This is a genomic window from Isoptericola sp. NPDC057653, from assembly GCF_042799955.1.
Classification (GTDB): Bacteria; Actinomycetota; Actinomycetes; order Actinomycetales; family Cellulomonadaceae; genus Isoptericola.
In genome coordinates, this window is record NZ_JBHVHP010000001.1 from 1,950,643 (window position 1) to 1,966,529 (window position 15,887).

The 15,887-nt window shown below is 75.1% G+C and carries 22 protein-coding genes; 14 read left to right on the forward strand and 8 right to left on the reverse strand.

Translation table 11 applies throughout. The features are described 5' to 3' along the window. Positions 1 to 116 precede the first annotated feature (116 nt). From ACFU9A_RS08825 to ychF, 5 genes are all read left to right on the forward strand, one after another. Positions 117 to 938, forward strand: coding sequence for an ABC transporter ATP-binding protein (locus ACFU9A_RS08825; protein WP_430574856.1), 822 nt, complete (start codon positions 117 to 119; stop codon positions 936 to 938). Then, the gene (locus ACFU9A_RS08830; protein ID WP_430574857.1) at positions 908 to 2,506 is read left to right on the forward strand and encodes a hypothetical protein; all 1,599 of its coding nucleotides are present in this window, start codon (positions 908 to 910) and stop codon (positions 2,504 to 2,506) included. The genes ACFU9A_RS08825 and ACFU9A_RS08830 overlap by 31 nt, the downstream gene beginning before the upstream one ends. Before the next feature lie 70 nt (positions 2,507 to 2,576). Continuing rightward, the gene (locus ACFU9A_RS08835) at positions 2,577 to 3,626 is read left to right on the forward strand and encodes a GNAT family N-acetyltransferase (protein ID WP_430574858.1); all 1,050 of its coding nucleotides are present in this window, start codon (positions 2,577 to 2,579) and stop codon (positions 3,624 to 3,626) included. Between the two features lie 47 nt (positions 3,627 to 3,673). After that, positions 3,674 to 4,477, forward strand: coding sequence for a DinB family protein (locus ACFU9A_RS08840; RefSeq protein ID WP_430574859.1), 804 nt, complete (start codon positions 3,674 to 3,676; stop codon positions 4,475 to 4,477). 24 nt (positions 4,478 to 4,501) lie between these two features. Next, positions 4,502 to 5,587 carry a redox-regulated ATPase YchF gene (gene ychF, locus ACFU9A_RS08845; RefSeq protein ID WP_430574860.1) on the forward strand — a complete coding sequence of 362 codons (1,086 nt, stop codon included), beginning with the start codon at positions 4,502 to 4,504 and terminating at the stop codon, positions 5,585 to 5,587. Positions 5,588 to 5,650: 63 nt separating this feature from the next. Here ychF and ACFU9A_RS08850 read toward each other — a convergent pair whose 3' ends face one another. Further along, positions 5,651 to 6,265 carry a TetR/AcrR family transcriptional regulator gene (locus tag ACFU9A_RS08850; RefSeq protein ID WP_430574861.1) on the reverse strand — a complete coding sequence of 205 codons (615 nt, stop codon included), beginning with the start codon at positions 6,263 to 6,265 and terminating at the stop codon, positions 5,651 to 5,653. Beyond that, the gene (locus ACFU9A_RS08855) at positions 6,262 to 6,657 is read right to left on the reverse strand and encodes a hypothetical protein (RefSeq protein WP_430574862.1); all 396 of its coding nucleotides are present in this window, start codon (positions 6,655 to 6,657) and stop codon (positions 6,262 to 6,264) included. Before ACFU9A_RS08855 ends, ACFU9A_RS08850 begins: the two co-directional genes overlap by 4 nt. A 305-nt stretch (positions 6,658 to 6,962) precedes the next feature. Between ACFU9A_RS08855 and ACFU9A_RS08860 the strand changes: the two genes are divergently transcribed. Beyond that, on the forward strand, positions 6,963 to 7,484 hold the full coding sequence (locus ACFU9A_RS08860; protein ID WP_430574863.1) for an AAA family ATPase: 522 nt from the start codon (positions 6,963 to 6,965) through the stop codon (positions 7,482 to 7,484). A 34-nt stretch (positions 7,485 to 7,518) separates the two neighbouring features. Here the strand turns inward: ACFU9A_RS08860 and ACFU9A_RS08865 are convergent, their stop codons facing one another. Further along, the gene (locus tag ACFU9A_RS08865) at positions 7,519 to 7,860 is read right to left on the reverse strand and encodes a YciI family protein (protein WP_430574864.1); all 342 of its coding nucleotides are present in this window, start codon (positions 7,858 to 7,860) and stop codon (positions 7,519 to 7,521) included. Between the two features lie 137 nt (positions 7,861 to 7,997). Between ACFU9A_RS08865 and ACFU9A_RS08870 the strand changes: the two genes are divergently transcribed. Continuing rightward, on the forward strand, positions 7,998 to 8,546 hold the full coding sequence (locus tag ACFU9A_RS08870; protein ID WP_430574865.1) for a GNAT family N-acetyltransferase: 549 nt from the start codon (positions 7,998 to 8,000) through the stop codon (positions 8,544 to 8,546). Positions 8,547 to 8,553: 7 nt separating this feature from the next. Here ACFU9A_RS08870 and ACFU9A_RS08875 read toward each other — a convergent pair whose 3' ends face one another. Continuing rightward, positions 8,554 to 9,147: an ArsR/SmtB family transcription factor gene (locus ACFU9A_RS08875; RefSeq protein ID WP_430574866.1), complete on the reverse strand. Its 594-nt coding sequence runs from the start codon at positions 9,145 to 9,147 to the stop codon at positions 8,554 to 8,556. A gap of 56 nt (positions 9,148 to 9,203) precedes the next feature. Here ACFU9A_RS08875 and ACFU9A_RS08880 point away from each other — a divergent pair, with 56 nt between their 5' ends. Genes ACFU9A_RS08880 through ACFU9A_RS08895 form a run of 4 tightly spaced genes read left to right on the forward strand, consistent with a single transcriptional unit; the run spans position 9,204 to position 11,172 of the window. Then, on the forward strand, positions 9,204 to 9,773 hold the full coding sequence (locus ACFU9A_RS08880) for a dienelactone hydrolase family protein (protein WP_430574867.1): 570 nt from the start codon (positions 9,204 to 9,206) through the stop codon (positions 9,771 to 9,773). 25 nt (positions 9,774 to 9,798) lie between these two features. After that, positions 9,799 to 10,212, forward strand: coding sequence for a GNAT family N-acetyltransferase (locus tag ACFU9A_RS08885; RefSeq protein ID WP_430574868.1), 414 nt, complete (start codon positions 9,799 to 9,801; stop codon positions 10,210 to 10,212). 46 nt (positions 10,213 to 10,258) lie between these two features. Then, positions 10,259 to 10,678, forward strand: coding sequence for an oxidoreductase (locus tag ACFU9A_RS08890; RefSeq protein ID WP_430574869.1), 420 nt, complete (start codon positions 10,259 to 10,261; stop codon positions 10,676 to 10,678). Positions 10,679 to 10,716: 38 nt separating this feature from the next. After that, positions 10,717 to 11,172, forward strand: coding sequence for a cyclase (locus tag ACFU9A_RS08895; protein ID WP_430574870.1), 456 nt, complete (start codon positions 10,717 to 10,719; stop codon positions 11,170 to 11,172). A gap of 10 nt (positions 11,173 to 11,182) precedes the next feature. Here the strand turns inward: ACFU9A_RS08895 and ACFU9A_RS08900 are convergent, their stop codons facing one another. Both ACFU9A_RS08900 and ACFU9A_RS08905 read right to left on the reverse strand, forming a co-directional pair. Beyond that, entirely contained in the window at positions 11,183 to 11,566 is a 384-nt protein-coding gene (locus ACFU9A_RS08900) for a VOC family protein (protein WP_430574871.1), read from the reverse strand. Between the two features lie 10 nt (positions 11,567 to 11,576). Continuing rightward, positions 11,577 to 12,278, reverse strand: coding sequence for a LysE family translocator (locus ACFU9A_RS08905; RefSeq protein ID WP_430574872.1), 702 nt, complete (start codon positions 12,276 to 12,278; stop codon positions 11,577 to 11,579). A gap of 88 nt (positions 12,279 to 12,366) precedes the next feature. Here ACFU9A_RS08905 and ACFU9A_RS08910 point away from each other — a divergent pair, with 88 nt between their 5' ends. Next, the gene (locus tag ACFU9A_RS08910) at positions 12,367 to 12,798 is read left to right on the forward strand and encodes a GNAT family N-acetyltransferase (RefSeq protein WP_430574873.1); all 432 of its coding nucleotides are present in this window, start codon (positions 12,367 to 12,369) and stop codon (positions 12,796 to 12,798) included. 9 nt (positions 12,799 to 12,807) lie between these two features. Here the strand turns inward: ACFU9A_RS08910 and ACFU9A_RS08915 are convergent, their stop codons facing one another. Both ACFU9A_RS08915 and ACFU9A_RS08920 read right to left on the reverse strand, forming a co-directional pair. After that, positions 12,808 to 13,308 carry an NUDIX hydrolase gene (locus ACFU9A_RS08915; protein ID WP_430574874.1) on the reverse strand — a complete coding sequence of 167 codons (501 nt, stop codon included), beginning with the start codon at positions 13,306 to 13,308 and terminating at the stop codon, positions 12,808 to 12,810. An 11-nt stretch (positions 13,309 to 13,319) separates the two neighbouring features. Beyond that, positions 13,320 to 14,189: an alpha/beta hydrolase gene (locus ACFU9A_RS08920; protein WP_430574875.1), complete on the reverse strand. Its 870-nt coding sequence runs from the start codon at positions 14,187 to 14,189 to the stop codon at positions 13,320 to 13,322. 65 nt (positions 14,190 to 14,254) lie between these two features. Here ACFU9A_RS08920 and ACFU9A_RS08925 point away from each other — a divergent pair, with 65 nt between their 5' ends. Continuing rightward, on the forward strand, positions 14,255 to 14,989 hold the full coding sequence (locus tag ACFU9A_RS08925; RefSeq protein ID WP_430574876.1) for a TetR/AcrR family transcriptional regulator: 735 nt from the start codon (positions 14,255 to 14,257) through the stop codon (positions 14,987 to 14,989). 63 nt (positions 14,990 to 15,052) lie between these two features. After that, entirely contained in the window at positions 15,053 to 15,874 is an 822-nt protein-coding gene (locus ACFU9A_RS08930; RefSeq protein WP_430574877.1) for a GNAT family N-acetyltransferase, read from the forward strand. The last annotated feature ends 13 nt before the right edge of the window (positions 15,875 to 15,887 follow it).

Below are 15,887 nucleotides of genomic sequence, written 5' to 3' on the forward strand. Positions count from 1 at the left end.
GGCACACCGTGTCATGCCGCACCGACACGGCCGAGCGCCCACGCGACGATCCCGCCGAGTCGGACCCGCGCCGACGGCCCGCGCCGCGAGCGTGCCCGGAGCACTACGGTTGACCCGTGAGCGACCAGACCGGGCCGCCGCCCGCCGCCCCCGCCCCCGTCCCGCCCGACCTCGGCGCCGCCCTCAGCCTGCGCGGGCTGTGGAAGCGGTTCGGCCAGAAGGTCGCCGTCGCGGGCGTCGACCTCGACGTGCCGAGCGGCTCCTTCTTCGGGCTCGTCGGCCCCAACGGCGCGGGCAAGACGACGTCCCTGTCCATGGCCACCGGCCTGCTGCGCCCCGACTTCGGCACGGTGCACGTGCACGGCACCGACCTGTGGGCGCGCCCGGACGAGGCCAAGGCGCAGCTCGGCGTGCTGCCCGACGGCGTGCGCCTGTTCGACCGGCTCACCGGCGCGCAGCTGCTCACCTACGCCGGCCTGCTGCGCGGGCTCGACCGGGACACGGTCGCCCAGCGCACCGAGGACCTGCTGCAGGCGATGGACCTGACGGGCGACCGCGACACGTTCGTCGTCGACTACTCCGCGGGCATGACCAAGAAGATCGGCCTCGCCTCCGCCATGATCCACGCCCCGCGCGTGCTCGTCCTCGACGAGCCGTTCGAGGCCGTGGACCCGGTGAGCGCGGCGAACATCCGCGACATCCTGCACGCCTACGTGCACGACGGCGGGACGGTCGTGGTCTCGAGCCACGTCATGGACCTGGTGCAGCGGATGTGCTCGCACGTGGCGATCATCGCGGGAGGGCACGTGCTCGCGGCGGGGACCGTCGACGACGTGCGGGGCGAGCAGAGCCTCGAGGACCGCTTCGTGGACCTCGTGGGCGGCCGCCGGGAGTCGGAGGGACTGGCGTGGTTGCGCAGCTCGTCCGCCTCAAGCTGACCCTGCTGGCCAACACGTTCCGCCGGAGCGTGTGGCAGACGATCGGGCTCGTCGTCGGGTCCCTCTACGGCCTCCTGGTCCTGGTGCTCGTGGTGGTCGCCGCCGTCGCGGGCGGCACGGCCGACCCCGGGCTCACCGGCCGGGTGATCACGGTGGCGGGCGCGCTCGTGGTCCTGGCGTGGTGGCTCGTGCCGGTCTTCGCGTTCGGCGTGGACGCCACCCTCGACCCGCGCCGCTTCGTCACGTTCGCGATCCCGCGGCGCACGATGCTGGTCGGGCTCGCCCTGGCCGGCCTCGTGTCGATCCCGGCCGCGGTGACGACGCTCGGTGCGCTCGGCGTCTCGTTCGCCTGGTGGCGCGACCCCGCGGCCCTGGCGGCCGGGCTCGTCGGAGGCGTGCTCGCGACGGCGCTGTGCGTGGTGGGCTCGCGCGCGACGACGACGGCGCTGGCGCCGCTGCTGGACTCGCGCCGCTACCGCGAGGTGCTGATGGTCGTGGCGGTCGTGCCGATCCTGCTGATCGGCCCGGCCTTCGGGTGGGTCGCGAACGGCGTCGAGGTCACCGTCGACGGCTCCGGGACGGGCGCGGTCGACGCCGTCCTGACGCCCCTGGCGCAGGTGGTGGGCTGGACGCCGCTCGGCGCGCCGTGGGCCCTGCCGTCCGCGGTGCACGACGGCGCGTGGGGCCTGTTCCTGGCGCGCCTGCTCATCTCCGCCGGCACGCTCGCGCTCGCGTGGGTCGTGTGGGACCGGGCGCTCGCGCGCGAGCTCGTGACGCCGCGGGGCGGGGGAGCGGCCGCGGCCGCGAAGGGCCTCGGCTGGTTCGGGCGGCTCCCCGCGACGCCCACCGGGGCCGTCGCCGCGCGGGCCGCGACGTACTGGCTGCGCGACCCCCGGTACGCGGCGTCCGTCGCGATGGTGCCGCTGCTGCCGCTGGTGCTCCTCGCCGTCGGCGTCACCAACGGGGGCGGGGGCGGCCTCCTGCTCGTCATGGCGCCCCTTGCGGCGTGGCTGCTCGGCTTCGGCATCTCGAACGACGTCGGCTACGACAACACGGCGTTCGCCCTGCACGTCGCGACGGGCACGAAGGGCCGCGCCGACCGGTGGGGCCGGGTGCTGCCCGTGCTCGTCGCGGGCCTGCCGCTGTGCCTGGCGTTCGCCGTCATCGGCTGCGGCGTGGCCGGGCGGTGGGACGCCCTGCCCGCGATGCTCGGGCTCACCTGCGGCGTCCTGGGGGCGTCGCTGGGGATCTCGAGCGCCGTGTCGGCGCGCATGGTCTACCCCGTGCCGAAGCCTGGGGAGAGCCCGTTCAAGTCGCCGCAGGGGGCGACGATGGCGACGATGGTCGCCCAGATGGTGGCGATGCTCGTCGTGCTCGCGGTGAGCGTCCCGACGCTCGCGCTGACGCTGCCCGCCGTGCTGATGCCGCAGGCCGCGCTCGGGTGGGGCGCGCTGGGCGTCGGGCTGGTCACGGGCGTCGTCGCGCTGCTGCTCGGCGTGCGCTGGGGGGCCCGCACCTACGACCGCCGGCTGCCCGAGCTGCTGCAGCAGGTCATGGCCTTCGGCTGACGAACCGGCCACCCCGCCCGGGAGGTTCCTGGGCGGGGGGTCATGGGCTGCCCAAGCGGGCTTTGCGACAATGGGGGACGTGACGTCCCTGAACCCCGAGCACCTGCCCCTGCCCGCGCGCTGGACCGCGTCGGCCCCCGAGCTCGGCGACCTGCCACGCCTGGGCGAGCTCCGCGGGGTGGTCGCGGCGCCCTTCACGGGCTCGTCGGTCGTGAACCAGGACGCCCTCGCCGCCGAGGTGGCGGGCCCGATGTCGTGGACGCGCCGCCAGGTCGTGGTGCGCGACCCGGGCGGTGAGATCCGGGCCTGGGCGACGGCCCACGACCGGGCCGCGGGCCGCGTGGTCGTGAGCGTGGACGTCGACCGTGCCGCCGAGGGGGCCGACGAGCTCGCCGCGGCGGGGTACGGCTGGGCGGCGCAGCAGGGCCGCGAGCTCGCGGCCCTGCGCGGGCTGGACCGCACGCAGCTCGACGCGGGCGCGTTCGCCGGGGACGAGCGGCAGCGGGAGTGGCTCGCCGCGGCGGGGTATGCGCAGGCGCGGTCGTGGCTGCAGATGTCCCGCCCCGTCGTGCCCGAGGAGGCCCTGCGCGGCGTGCTGCCCGACCCTCGCCCGGGAGTCTCGGTGCGCCAGGTGGCGACCCACGAGGACGGCCTGCCCGTGGCCGAGGACCTGCAGACCGTGCACCGCGTGCTCGAGAGCGCGTTCGAGGACCACTTCAACTCCTACCGCGAGAGCTTCGGCGAGTTCCTGGTGCGGCTGCGCGCCGACCCGGGCCACCGCTGGGACCACTGGTGGCTCGCCCTCGTGGCCGACCCGGAGCGCCCCGACGCGGAGCCGGAGCCGATGGGCGCGCTCGTCGGGGCGGTCCTGCCCTCGGGCGCATCCGGCAAGGAGGGCAGCTACGTCGAGTACCTCGGCGCGGACCGCCGGGCCCGCGGCCGCGGCGTCGCGACGGCGCTGCTGTTCGCGGTCATCCGCGACGCGGCGGCGCGCGGGCGCGACCGGGTGGGGCTCGAGGTCGACGCCGACAGCCCGACCGGCGCCGCGTCGCTCTACGAGAGCTGGGGCTGGCGCACCCGGTACGTGACGGAGTCCTGGCACCAGGACGTCGTCGTCTGACCCGCCCCGCCCGGCGGCGTGTCGGTGACCGCGCCTACGGTCGGCGCATGGCACCTGCGGAGGCACGGTTCGGGCCGGACGACGAGCTGCGGGGCGCGCGGTTCGTCGAGGCCGACATGACGGGCGCGGCGTTCCGGCTGGTCCGGCTCGACGGCGTGCGGCTCGACCAGAGCTTCCTGCCCGGGGCGGTGATGCGCGGCGTCGACCTCACGGACGCGGACATCGACGGCGAGATCACGGGGCTGCGCGTCAACGGTGTCGACGTCGCGCCGCTCGTCGAGGCCGAGCTGAACCGCCGGAACCCGGGCCGCGAGCAGGCGCGCTCGGCGGACCTCGCCGAGCAGCGCGCGTCGCTGGACGCCGCGCTCCGCCGGTGGGACGAGCACCTGGCGCGTGCCGCCGCCCTCGGGCCCCGGGCGGTCGACACGTCGGTCGACGGCGAGTGGTCGACGGTGCAGACGCTGCGGCACCTGGTGTTCGCCATGGACGGCTGGGTGCGGTTCGGGCTCCAGGGGATCGACGACCCCTTCTGGTACGCGGGGCTGCCGTTCACCGAGTACGAGCCCGAGGTGGCCGCCCTCGGCGTCGACCTCGAGGCCACGCCGTCGCTGGCGGAGACCCTCGCCGCGCACGCCGACCGCATCGCCCAGGTGCACGCCCTCTACGACGCGCTCGCCGGCACCGACGTCACGGTCGACGCCCCGCGGCTCCCGCCCTGGTACCCCGACGGCCTCACCCGCGCGGTGCACGAGAGCCTGGGCGTCGTCGCGCGCGAGCACTGGGCGCACCTGCAGTTCGTGGAGCGGGACCTGGCGACGCTCGAGGAGCGCGCCCGGGGGGAGGCCCCCTAGGGGCGCCACGTAGACTCTCCCGACGTGGCACTCACCATCGGCATCGTCGGCCTGCCCAACGTCGGCAAGTCCACGCTCTTCAACGCACTGACCCGCAACCAGGTGCTCGCCGCGAACTACCCGTTCGCGACGATCGAGCCCAACGTCGGCGTGGTCCCGCTGCCCGACCCCCGGCTCGACACCCTCGCCGAGATCTTCGGCAGCGAGCGCACCCTGCCCGCCACGGTGTCGTTCGTCGACATCGCCGGCATCGTCAAGGGCGCCTCCGAGGGCGAGGGGCTGGGCAACAAGTTCCTCGCGAACATCCGCGAGGCGGACGCGATCTGCCAGGTCACCCGCGTGTTCGACGACGGCGACGTCGTCCGCGTCGAGGGGTCCGTCGACGCCGAGGGCGACATCGAGACCATCTCCACCGAGCTGATCCTCGCCGACCTCCAGACGCTGGAGAAGGCGCTGCCGCGGATGGAGAAGGAGGTCAAGATCAAGCGGGGCGACGCCGCGCTGTTCGCGGCCGCCACCACCGCGCAGAAGATCCTCGAGTCGGGCACCACGCTCTTCCAGGGCGCGAAGGCCGAGGGCCTGGACCTCGCCGACGTCGCGTCGCTGCAGCTGCTCACGGCCAAGCCGTTCATCTACGTGTTCAACACCGACGAGGCCGGCCTTGCCGACAAGGGGATGCAGCAGCGCCTGCGCGACCTCGTCGCCCCCGCGGACGCCGTCTTCCTCGACGCGAAGTTCGAGTCCGAGCTCGTCGAGCTCGAGCCGGAGGACGCCAAGGAGATGCTCGCCGACTCCGGCCAGGAGGAGGCGGGCCTCGACCAGCTCGCCCGCGTCGGCTTCCACACGCTCGGCCTGCAGACGTACCTCACGGCCGGGCCCAAGGAGTCGCGCGCCTGGACGATCCGCAAGGGCTGGACCGCCCCGCAGGCCGCCGGCGTCATCCACACCGACTTCGAGCGCGGCTTCATCAAGGCCGAGGTCATCTCGTTCGAGGACCTCGTCGAGGCCGGCTCCGTGCAGGCCGCCCGCTCCGCCGGCAAGGCGCGCGTCGAGGGCAAGGACTACGTCATGCAGGACGGCGACGTCGTGGAGTTCCGCTTCAACGTCTAGGCGCGTTCCGTCCGACGCCCAGCTCTGCCTCAGGCGGGCCGCCGCGGTCCCGCGGACGGCCCGTCAGTCGTCGGTGCGTGCCGCCCCTGCGCCTCCGAGGAAGACCTCGGCGACGTTCTCGGCGTGGCGGTCCGCATCGGCGTCGGGGTGCGCGTCCAGGTAGTCGAGCATGCCGTCGACCATCCCCTGATAGGTCACGGCGAGGACGCGCGGGTCGAGGTCACCCCGGAAGTCGCCCTCGGACTGGCCCCGACGGAAGATCGCCTCCTGGGCTGCGAGCATGTCCTCGAGGTAGCCCGGGCCGATCGCGGGTTCGCCGGTGGCGGTGCGGAGGTTGAGCACGATCTCCTGGATCGCTCGTCGCTCGGCCTCGTGGGTGAGCCTGAGCTCGGTGGTCGCGTGGATCGCCGACCGGATCACCGTCGGCGCGGGCGCGTCGAGGTCGAGCATCGTCGCCGCCGCGCTGGTGAGCGACGTCAGGGCGTAGCGCGTCGTCGTCGCGAACAGGTCGTCGAGGTCGGTGAAGTAGTGCCACAGAAGGCCCTTGGAGACGCCCGCGACGCGGGCGATCTCGCCGGCGGTCGCCGCTCGAAACCCTCGGTCGGCCAGGACGCGGACGGTCGCGGCCATCAGCTGGTCGCGACGCTCGTCCGCGCTGAGCCGCTTTCGCCCGGTCATGCTGCGCGCCGGCCCGCTCGACCGCGCCAGACGAGCGCGACGATCACGGCCATGAGCCCGGCGACGACGAGCATCTCGACGCTCATCCACGGCGGGACGAAACCCGGGACGAGCGCCTCGACGATGTTCACGGCCACCAGCACCGCGGAGATGATCCCGACCGCACCGTAGGCGCGGGCGTCCCCACGGGTCGCTGCCCGCGTGCGCAGCGGGAGGAGCACCGCGAAGACGGCGACGACCGCGGCGTGCCCCCACGCCTCGTCGGTCGCCAGCGCGGGTGCGAGGAACGCGAGGGCCACGAGCGCGAGGAGGGTGGCGACGACGGCCGCGACGTACACGGCGACCAGGCGTGCGATCCACGGCGAGACGTACGGAGCCGGACTGTTGACCATGCGGTCAATATTAATGACCCGTGGGTCAACAAGGCAACGATCGCCATGGCACTGGCCCTCGGCGCGGGCATGTGGTGGAGTCCGCTCACGACGTCGTCCCGGGTCGGCGCCTCGGCCGAGCGCCGATCGGGGCGTCTTCCACGACACACGGAGGGGTGCCTGTCGATGCCTGCGACGCCACGGATCGAGCTGGTCCGGCGGACCGAGCTCCCGCTGCCCAGGGCGCCGGGCCTGCTGAACGAGCCGCGGACCGCCCGCCGCTCGCCGGTGGTGGGCGGTGCCGCGCGACGGGGCGGGCGAAGCACGTGACAGGGTCCGAGCGCTCCCGCCTGATCGTCGTCCGTGGGAACTCGGGAAGCGGGAAGTCCCAGCTGGCGCGGGCGATCCGTGCCGCCCGTCCCCGGGGCGTGGCGATCATCGGGCACGACGTGCTGCGGCGGGAGATCCTGCACGTCCGCGACCGTCCGGGGGCGTTGAGCGTGCCCTACATCGACCTGTCGGCGCGCTTCGCGCTCGATCACGGGCTGGACGTGGTGATCGAGGGCATCCTGCACTCCGAGAGCTACGGAGAGATGCTCGCTCGGCTCCGGAGCGAGCACCGGGGGGTGACCCGCTGCTACTACTACGCGCTCGAGCTGGAGGAGACGCTGCGGCGGCACCGCACCAAGGCCCTGGCGGCCGAGGTCTCGGAGGCCGACGTCGCCTCCTGGTACCGCGACGACGACCGCGTCGCAGCGCTCGACGAGGTCGTCCTCGACGCCACGGTCAGCGCGCAGGAGGCGTTGGAGAGGGTCCTGGCCGACGTGGGATGGGACACGGCCCGCTGACGCACGCGCGACCCCGCCGAGCGGCGCGGCCCGGTCACTCGACCCGGCGGACCTCCTGCGGCCAGCCGCAGGCCTCGGCGACCCTGCGCGCCCACGCCTTCGCGTCGTCGTCGCCGGCGACGTCGATGATCGTCAGGCCGCCGATGCGCTGCTCCGTCGGGGCGAACGACCCGGGGGTGACCACCGGCGTGCCGCCGGTCGCGTCGGCGGTGAAGGCGCGGTCGTCGTCCTCGTCCACGCCGGCGGCGAACACGAGGACGCCGGCGTCCTTCATGTCGTCCACGACGGCGTTGGCGAGCGGCCCGCGCCCGGCGAACCACTCCGGGCTGTGGTCGCCCACCCACTGCTGGTTGAAGTAGATGATGTAGTGGCTCATCGTCGCTCGTCCCGTCGTCGTCGTCGGACACCTGGGCAGGACGCTACTCCGCAGCGACGACGCGGTTCCAGGCACCAGCCGGGCGGCGCGCGTCCGGCCCCCGAATTCCGTTGCGCCGAGGTGCGACGATGCCGGGCATGACCCTGCCGACCCCGGTCCTGGAGACCGAGCGACTGACGCTGCGTCCGTTCACGCCCGCGGACGGCGACGACCTGTTCGCGCTGCAGAGCGACGCGTTCGTGCTGCGCTACTGGGACTCGCCGCCGTGGCGCGACCGGTCGCGGGTCGACAACTTCCTCGACCGGTGCCGGCGGATGGCGGAGGAGGGCAGCGGCGCGCGGGTCGCCGTCGAGCGCAGCGCTGACCGGACGTTCATCGGCTGGTGCACCTTCAACGACTGGGACCCGGGGTTCCGGAGCGCCTCCCTGGGCTACTGCTTCACCCAGGCCTCGTGGGGGCACGGCTACGCGACGGAGGCGGGCCGCGCGCTGCTCGGGTGGGCCTACGACGCCCTCGACCTCAACCGGGTCCAGGCCGAGGCCGACACGCGCAACGCGGCGTCCGCCAGGGTGCTCGAGAAGCTCGGCTTCGTCCGTGAGGGCACTCTGCGCGAGGACTGCGTCGTGGACGGCGTCGTGTCCGACTCGTGGGTGTACGGACTGCTGCGGCGCGACTGGGCGGCCTGACGGTCCGCTACCGGCCCTCGTCCGAGCCGGCCGGCGGCGGCAGCTGCGGGTAGTCGGCGACCGGGTAGACGCCGATCGCGAACCCGTGCACCTGGTCGCCGCGGCGCGGGAGGGTGTCGAACTCCTCGACCAGCGCCGCCATGCGGTGCCAGAACTCCTCCTTCTGCGCCTCGTCGATCCGGGCGTGCCGCAGGAAGCCCCACAGCTGCCCCTCGAGGTACGCGGGCCGGGACTCGCGGGCCGCGACTTCGAAGTCGTTGAAGTCCAGCGGGCTGCCACCGCCGTCGTCCTTCTCGTCCGCCCCCTCGAGGGAGACGTGGAACAGCCGCGCCGTCCGGCCGTAGAAGGCCTCCTCGATCGCGCGGACCCGGCGCGTGCGGACCACGGTCAGGAGGCCCGCGTCGGCGAGGACCTTGACGTGGTGGGCGACGGTGCTCTTCGGCCGGCCCACCGCGGTGGCGAGCTCGGTGACGCTCGCGGCACGCTCGTGGAGCAGGCCGAGGATCGTGGTGCGCAGCGGGTGGGCGAGAGCGCGGACCTGGTCGGGGCGGGTCAGCGCCCGCCTGTCCTCGAGGTCGTAGTCGGGGGTCTTGCCGTCCATGGCTCACGATACTAACGTTCTAGAACGTTCGAAGTTCATGGATCATTGGAGGCGTCATGGCCGAGATCGTCCTGTTCCACCACTCCCAGGGGCTCACCGCGGGGGTGCGGGCGTTCGCCGACGCCCTGGCGGCGGAGGGGCACACCGTGCACGTCCCCGACCTGTTCGAGGGCCGCACGTTCGACGACGTCGAGACCGGCGTCGCCCACGCGCAGGAGATCGGGTTCGACACCGTCCTCGACCGGGGCACCGCGGCCGTCGACGGGCTCCCCGCCGCGCTGGTCTACGCGGGGTTCTCCATGGGCGTGATGCCCGCGCAGCGGCTCGCGCAGACCCGCCCGGGCGCGGTGGGGGCCCTCTTCCTCGACGCCTGCCTGCCCGTCGCCGAGTTCGGCACGTGGCCCGACGGTCTCCCGGCGCAGGTCCACGGCGGCAGCGACGACGAGTGGTTCGCCGAGGACCTGGAGGCGGCCCGCGAGCTGGCCGCCTCGGTGGCCGAGGCGGAGCTCTTCCTCTACCCCGGCACGGCGCACCTTTTCGCCGACTCCTCGCTGCGGAGCCACGACCCGCAGGCCGCCAGCCTCGTCCTGCAGCGCGTGCAGGGCTTCCTCGCCGCGCTCGCCTGAGGGCCGGAGGAGGCATGATGCGCGGGTGATCATCCGCCGCGGCGAGAGCGCCGACGTCCCCGCGATCCTCGAGTTCTGGGCGGTGGCCGGGGAGAACTCCTCCCGGCCGGCCGACGACGCCACGCTGGTGGCGAACCTCCTGAGCCGGGACCCGGACAGCCTCCTCGTCGCCGATCGGGACGGCGCGGTGGTCGGCACCGTGATCGCCGGCTGGGACGGCTGGCGCGCGCACCTCTACCGCCTGGCCGTCGACCCCGGGACGCGGGGGCAGGGCGTCGGCCGCCGCCTGGTGGAGGCGGCCGAGGAGCGGCTCCGCGCGCTCGGTGCCCGCCGGTTCGACGCGATGGTGCTGTCCGGGAACGACCTCGGGGCGCGCGCCTGGACCGCCCTCGGGTACCGGCCCCAGGACGACTGGGCCCGGTGGGTCAAGCCCGCCTGAGGCGTGCTCGGGGCGCCGCCGGCACGGGGTGGCGATACTGGACGGCATGAGCCTGTACGACGACGTGGGTGGCTTCGACATGCTGCTGGCGGTGTGCCGGCGGTGGAACGCGCTGACCCTGGCCGACCCGGTGGCGGCGCACCCGTTCTCGCACGGCACGCTGCACCCGCAGCACGACGAGCGGCTCGCCGCCTACCTGGCGGAGGCGCTGGGCGGGCCGCGGCTGTACACGGGCGGCTACGGGGACGAGTCGAAGGTGCAGCGCATGCACGCGGGCAACGGGGAGCACCCGGACCTCGACGCGGCGTGCGTCCGCCTGTTCCGGCAGGCGCTCGACGACGTGGGAGTCCCGGCCGCGGCGGCCGCACGGGTCGGCGACTTCTTCGAGCGGTCGACGCTCGCCATGCGCGCCTACGGCGGCGGCCGGGACGCCGTGCCGCGGGGGCTCCCGCTCCCGCGGGCGTGACGGACCGGGAGCCCAGAAAGCGGGCCTACCATCTCCCGGTGCCGACGATCGTGCTGACCACCGAGATCCCGTCGTCCGCGGAGGCGTGCTTCGCGGCGAGCCTGTCGGTGGACGCCCACACCGCGTCGATGAGCCGGTCGGGGGAGCGCGCGGTCGGCGGCGTCACGACCGGGGTCATGGGCCCCGGCGACACCGTCACCTGGCGGGCCCGGCACTTCGGCGTCCCGTTCCGCATGACGTCGCGGATCAGCGCCCACGACGCGCCGCACCGCTTCGTCGACGAGCAGGCGGCGGGCCCGTTCCGCCGGTGGTGGCACGAGCACCGGTTCGAGACCGTCCCCGGCGGCACGCGGATGACGGACGTCGTCGAGTTCACGTCGCCGGCCGGGTCGCTGGGCCGCCTGGTGGACCGCGTCGTCCTGACCCGGTACATGACGCGGCTCCTGCGCGCCCGGAACCGGTGGCTCCTCGACGCCCTGTCCCCGCGCGACTGAGGCGGCGCGCCTAGGCCCGCTGCGCCAGCTGCACGGGATGGCCGTCGGGGTCCTCGACGAAAGCGACCCGCAGCAGGCCGTCGCGGAACGGGTGCGGCGCCCGGTTGTCCGTGGCCCCGGCCGCGAGCGCCGCGGCGTAGGCGGCGTCGACGTCGTCCGTCCAGAGCGTCAGGCACGCGCGGTGGCCGCTGGTCACGGGCGTGAGCCCGTGGCTCTCGGCGGCCGGCCCGGGCAGCGCGAGGCCGAGGCCGAACCCGCCGTGCGCCATCTCCACCTTCACCGGGTGCTGCTGCGGCGCCCGGAAGGTCTCGGTGAACCCGAAGGTGCCGTAGAACGCCGACGCCCGCTCGCAGTCGGCCACGAAGAGGATGACCTGGGGGTCGAAGAAGTCCATCGTCGGATGGTCACACGACGGCGGCGGCCCCGGCCAGGGCCAGGTAGACGCCGCCGGTGGTGACGCCGAGGCGGCGCCGGGCGCGCTCCGAGGCGCGCAGCCGCCACGACATCCGGTCGGCGAGCAGGGCGTACCCGCTGTCGACGAGGGCCGCCAGCACGACGAACGCCCCACCGAGGATCGCGAGCTGGGGTGCCACGGCGCCGCGCGCCGGGTCCGCGAACTGGGGCAGGAACGCGACGAAGAAGAGCGCGGTCTTCGGGTTGAGGGCGTCCACGAGGACGCCGTCGGTGACCAGCCGCCAGCCCCGCGGCCGCCGGGTCGTGCCGCCGTCCTCGCCGGCGGCGGTGCCCGCGTCGTCCTCGGGGGCGGGCCGGGACCGGGCGGCGCGCAGCTCCCGCACGCCGAGCCAGACGAGGTAGGCGGCGCCCGCCCACCGGACAGCGCCGAACAGCACGGGCGACCGCTCCAGCAGGGCGGCGAGCCCCGCCGCCGCGGCCACCACGTGCAGGGCCGCGCCGGCCTCGAGCCCGGCCATCGACAGCAGGCCCGCCCGTCGCCCGAGGGTGGTGCTGCGCGCGACGACGTGGACGACCGACGGGCCGGGCACGGCGAGCGTCGCGAGGGACGCGCCGAGGAACCCGAGCAGCGCGGGCGCGGCCGGCAGCAGGCCGGTCACGGCCTGGACGGTGTCGAGCGCCCGCGGGGTCATGGTGGGGAGGGAGGGGCGGGACGGTTGTCCGTGACACCCGTCCGTCGTCGGGGTGCCTGTGCGGCGGTCGCGGACGAGGATGGCGGGCATGGCGGACTGGACGGTCGTGCAGGTCACCGACCCGGCCGAGCTCGTCGCGGCGTCCCACCTCTTCGACGCGCCCGTCCGGGCCGACGGCGCGGCCGACACGCTGGCGCGGCCCGGCCACGTGGTGCTGCTCGCGCGGGGACCGGACGGCCACGACGTCGGGTTCGTGTCCGGGGTGGAGATGCGGCACCCGGACAAGGAGCCGGAGATGTTCCTGTACGAGCTGGGGGTCGAGGAGGGGGCGCGCCGCCGTGGGGTGGCGTCCGCGCTGCTCGCGGCCCTGCGCGACCACGCCCTCGCCCACGGCTGCCGCGGGATGTGGACCGGCACCGAGGCGGACAACGTCGCGGCGCTCGCGACCTACCGGGCCGCGGGAGCCCGGATCGACCGGGACTCCGTCTTCGTCGTCTGGGACGACCTGGCCACCTCGTGAGGGACGCGGTCAGTCCCAGACGCCACTGCGCCCGGCGGCGAGGGCGTCGAGCATCGACACGTGGGGGGCGAAGAGCGGCTCGGGCAGGGCGTCGAGGGCGAACCAGCCCAATGCGCGGGTCTCGACGCCGTCGACCGTGAGCTCCCCGGACACGACCCGGGCGACGAACACCACGACGACCGCCTGGACGACGTCGCCGTTCGGGTAGGTGTGCGACCGGGAGCCGGAGAAGACGCCGAGGAGGGTCCGGGGCTCCACGACGAGGCCGGTCTCCTCGCGCGTCTCCCGGACGGCGGCCTCCGCGACGGTCTCGCCGAGCTCCAGCGCGCCGCCGGGGAGGCCCCACGGGGCGCCGGGCTCGCCGCGCTGCTGCAGCAGCACCCGGGTCGTCCCGGCGGTGTCCTGGTCGAGCACCGCGCACGCCGCGCTCGGCAGGAAGAGGGGGTCGTGGCCGACCACGCCGCGCAGACGCTGGACGTAGCTCTCGGGCCGGCTCGGGGGCTCGCTCACGGGAACCGACCCTAGCGGTGGGGCAAGTCCGGTCGGCCGCGGTGGGCCGTCAGCCAGGGCAGCAGGACCGGCAGGACGGCGTCGGCCTGCATGGCGGACGTGTGGTCCTTGCCGGGCAGCACCTCGACGGTCCAGCCCGCGGCCTCGAGCTCGGCCCGCCGGCGGGTGACGGCGCCGGCGATGACGACCTCGACGTCGCCCCAGCCGGGTCCGTAGACGATGTCGTCGTCCGCACCGACGACGGCGAGGCGCGGCACGGCCAGGGTGAGGGCGGCGGCGTCGTCGAAGCCGGCGAGCGACTCGTAGAGCGTGACGTACTGTCCGGTCTGCTCGGGGGCCTGCGTCATCTCGACGGAGTCCCAGTCGCCGGGCTCGGGTGCCGACGTCGATGCGGGGCGCGGGGCGTCGCGGTGGGCGAGTGCCAGCCGGTGCGCGGCGCGCGTCACGGCGAGCATCGCGGCGTACGGGCCGTCGAGGGGCGGGTAGCCGCCCATCGCCAGGCCGGTGAGCCGGTCGGTGCGCAGCGCGAGCTGGAGCCCGGCGAGCGCCAGCCACGAGTAGCCGTAGTAGGCGAACCGGTCGGCGCCCGCGGCGTCGGCGACGGCCAGGAGGTCGGCCGTGACGGCGTCGGCCGTCAGCGTGCCCGGCCGCGGGTGGGCGGCGAGGTGGGCCTCGTAGTCGGCGGCGACGACGCGGAATCCCGCCCCGGCGACCCGGCGCGCGAGGAGGGCGCCGAGGTCGGGGTCGGCGCCCCAGGCGCGCATCGCGTCGGCCTGGGCCTCCTCGAGCGGGTCGGTCCGGACGGGGAGCAGGACGGCCGGGCCGTCGCCCAGGGTGGTGACGTCGAGGGTCGAGCCGTCGGGCAGGGTGGCGGCGGGCATGGCGGGGCTCCTCGGGTCGACGCGTTAACGTCTTACACTGTAAGCAGATGGGAGGATCCAGGGCAATGAGCGACGTCGAGGAGCACGTGCGGCGGCTGTGGCGCCACCGAGGGGCGGCGCCCGCCGAGGCGCGCCGCGGGCCGCGTCGGCGGCTCGACCTGGACGAGGTGCTCGACGCCGCGGTCGCCGTCGCCGACGCGGACGGCCTCGACGGGCTGTCGACGCGCGCGGTCGGCGCCCGGCTCGGGCTGAGCGCCATGGGCCTGTACCCGTACGTGGGCACCAAGGAACAGCTGCTGGCGCTCGCGGAGGACCACGCCTCGGCGATGCCGGCCTGGCGGGACCCGGGCCCCGACCTCGCCGCCGACCTCGACGCCTGGGCGGGCCGCCTCTTCGACCTGTACCGGGAGCACCCGTGGCTGGCGGAGCTGCCGTGGTCCTCCGCGCCGGGCGGCCCGCAGCAGCAGGACTGGCTCGAACGGCTGCTCGACGTCCTCGCGCGCCACGAGGTGGCCCCGGAGTCCCGGGCGGCGGTCGTCACCGCCCTGTACGCCGTCGTCCGCGCCACCGCGCAGACCGCGGCGGCCTCTGCGCGCCTGGACGCCGCGGGCGCCGAGGCGTGGCGGGAGCGCGCGGCGGCGACGAGCCGCCTCGTGCCCGACCTCGGTGAGCGGTACCCGCGCGCGGCCGCGCTGGCGCCGCACTCCGCCGCCGACTGGCAGGACGCGCCCCGCGCCGCGGTGCGGCACGTCGTGGACGCCCTGAGCCGCGGCCTGGCACCCGGGCCGGGAAGGCCCTGACCGGAGAGTGCACCTCGGCGAAAACCGTTGCCTGCCCCTGGGGCCTCTGGAAGGGTGACGGCCGTGAACTCACCCTCGGGCCAGACCCCGGCCGGCGTGGACGCCACGAGCCTCCTCGCCGCCTACGACGACCAGCTGCGGACCGACGCGGAGACGCCGGGCGCCCTCGCCGTCACCCGCCTCGGGCCCCTGCGCCTCGTGACCTTCGCCGCCGGCCGCGGCTTCGTCACCTACCGCGACCTCGCCGGCGCGGACGCCGCGACGATCCGCGGGTTCGTCGCGTCCGCGCTCGCGCACTTCCGCGACGACGCGACCGTCACGAGCGTCGAGTGGAAGACGCGCGGCCACGACGTCGCGCCGGGCCTGCACGAGGCGCTCGTCGACCACGGCTTCGTGCCCGAGGAGCCGGAGTCGATCATGATCGGCGAGGCGCGCCTGCTGGTCGCGGACGTGCCCCTGCCCGAGGGCGTCACGCTCCGCCGGGTGACCGCCGAGGCGGACGTCCGGGCCATGTCCGCGATGGCCGACGAGGTGTTCGGCGACGACCCGGCCACGTCCGGCCACGCCGACTCGATCCTGCACCGCCAGGAGCGCGACCCCGAGATGGAGCTGTGGATTGCCGAGGCCGACGGCCGGGTGGTCAGCGCCGGACGCCTCGAGCCCGTGCCGGGCACCCAGTTCGCCGGGCTGTGGGGCGGGTCGACCCGCCCGGAGTGGCGCGGCCGTGGCATCTATCGCGCGCTCACCTCCGCCCGCGCCCGGTCGGCGCTCGAGCGCGGCAAGACATACCTGAACAGCGACTCCACCGAGTTCTCGCGTCCCATCCTGGAGCGTTCCGGGCTGGTCAAGGTGTCGACGACGACGCCGTACGAGTGGCGCCGCTGAGCGGCGCCGGGCA

Coding starts and splice junctions, on each gene's coding strand:
- ACFU9A_RS08925 (WP_430574876.1), top strand. CDS start 14,255: ATGAGCGACGTCGAGGAGCACGTGCGGCGGCTGTGGCGCCACCGAGGG.
- ACFU9A_RS08910 (WP_430574873.1), top strand. CDS start 12,367: ATGGCGGACTGGACGGTCGTGCAGGTCACCGACCCGGCCGAGCTCGTC.
- ACFU9A_RS08880 (WP_430574867.1), top strand. CDS start 9,204: ATGGCCGAGATCGTCCTGTTCCACCACTCCCAGGGGCTCACCGCGGGG.
- ACFU9A_RS08865 (WP_430574864.1), bottom strand. CDS start 7,860: ATGAGCCACTACATCATCTACTTCAACCAGCAGTGGGTGGGCGACCAC.
- ACFU9A_RS08855 (WP_430574862.1), bottom strand. CDS start 6,657: ATGGTCAACAGTCCGGCTCCGTACGTCTCGCCGTGGATCGCACGCCTG.
- ACFU9A_RS08840 (WP_430574859.1), top strand. CDS start 3,674: ATGGCACCTGCGGAGGCACGGTTCGGGCCGGACGACGAGCTGCGGGGC.
- ACFU9A_RS08905 (WP_430574872.1), bottom strand. CDS start 12,278: ATGACCCCGCGGGCGCTCGACACCGTCCAGGCCGTGACCGGCCTGCTG.
- ACFU9A_RS08920 (WP_430574875.1), bottom strand. CDS start 14,189: ATGCCCGCCGCCACCCTGCCCGACGGCTCGACCCTCGACGTCACCACC.
- ACFU9A_RS08890 (WP_430574869.1), top strand. CDS start 10,259: ATGAGCCTGTACGACGACGTGGGTGGCTTCGACATGCTGCTGGCGGTG.
- ACFU9A_RS08835 (WP_430574858.1), top strand. CDS start 2,577: ATGGGGGACGTGACGTCCCTGAACCCCGAGCACCTGCCCCTGCCCGCG.
- ACFU9A_RS08870 (WP_430574865.1), top strand. CDS start 7,998: ATGACCCTGCCGACCCCGGTCCTGGAGACCGAGCGACTGACGCTGCGT.
- ACFU9A_RS08850 (WP_430574861.1), bottom strand. CDS start 6,265: ATGACCGGGCGAAAGCGGCTCAGCGCGGACGAGCGTCGCGACCAGCTG.
- ACFU9A_RS08900 (WP_430574871.1), bottom strand. CDS start 11,566: ATGGACTTCTTCGACCCCCAGGTCATCCTCTTCGTGGCCGACTGCGAG.
- ACFU9A_RS08875 (WP_430574866.1), bottom strand. CDS start 9,147: ATGGACGGCAAGACCCCCGACTACGACCTCGAGGACAGGCGGGCGCTG.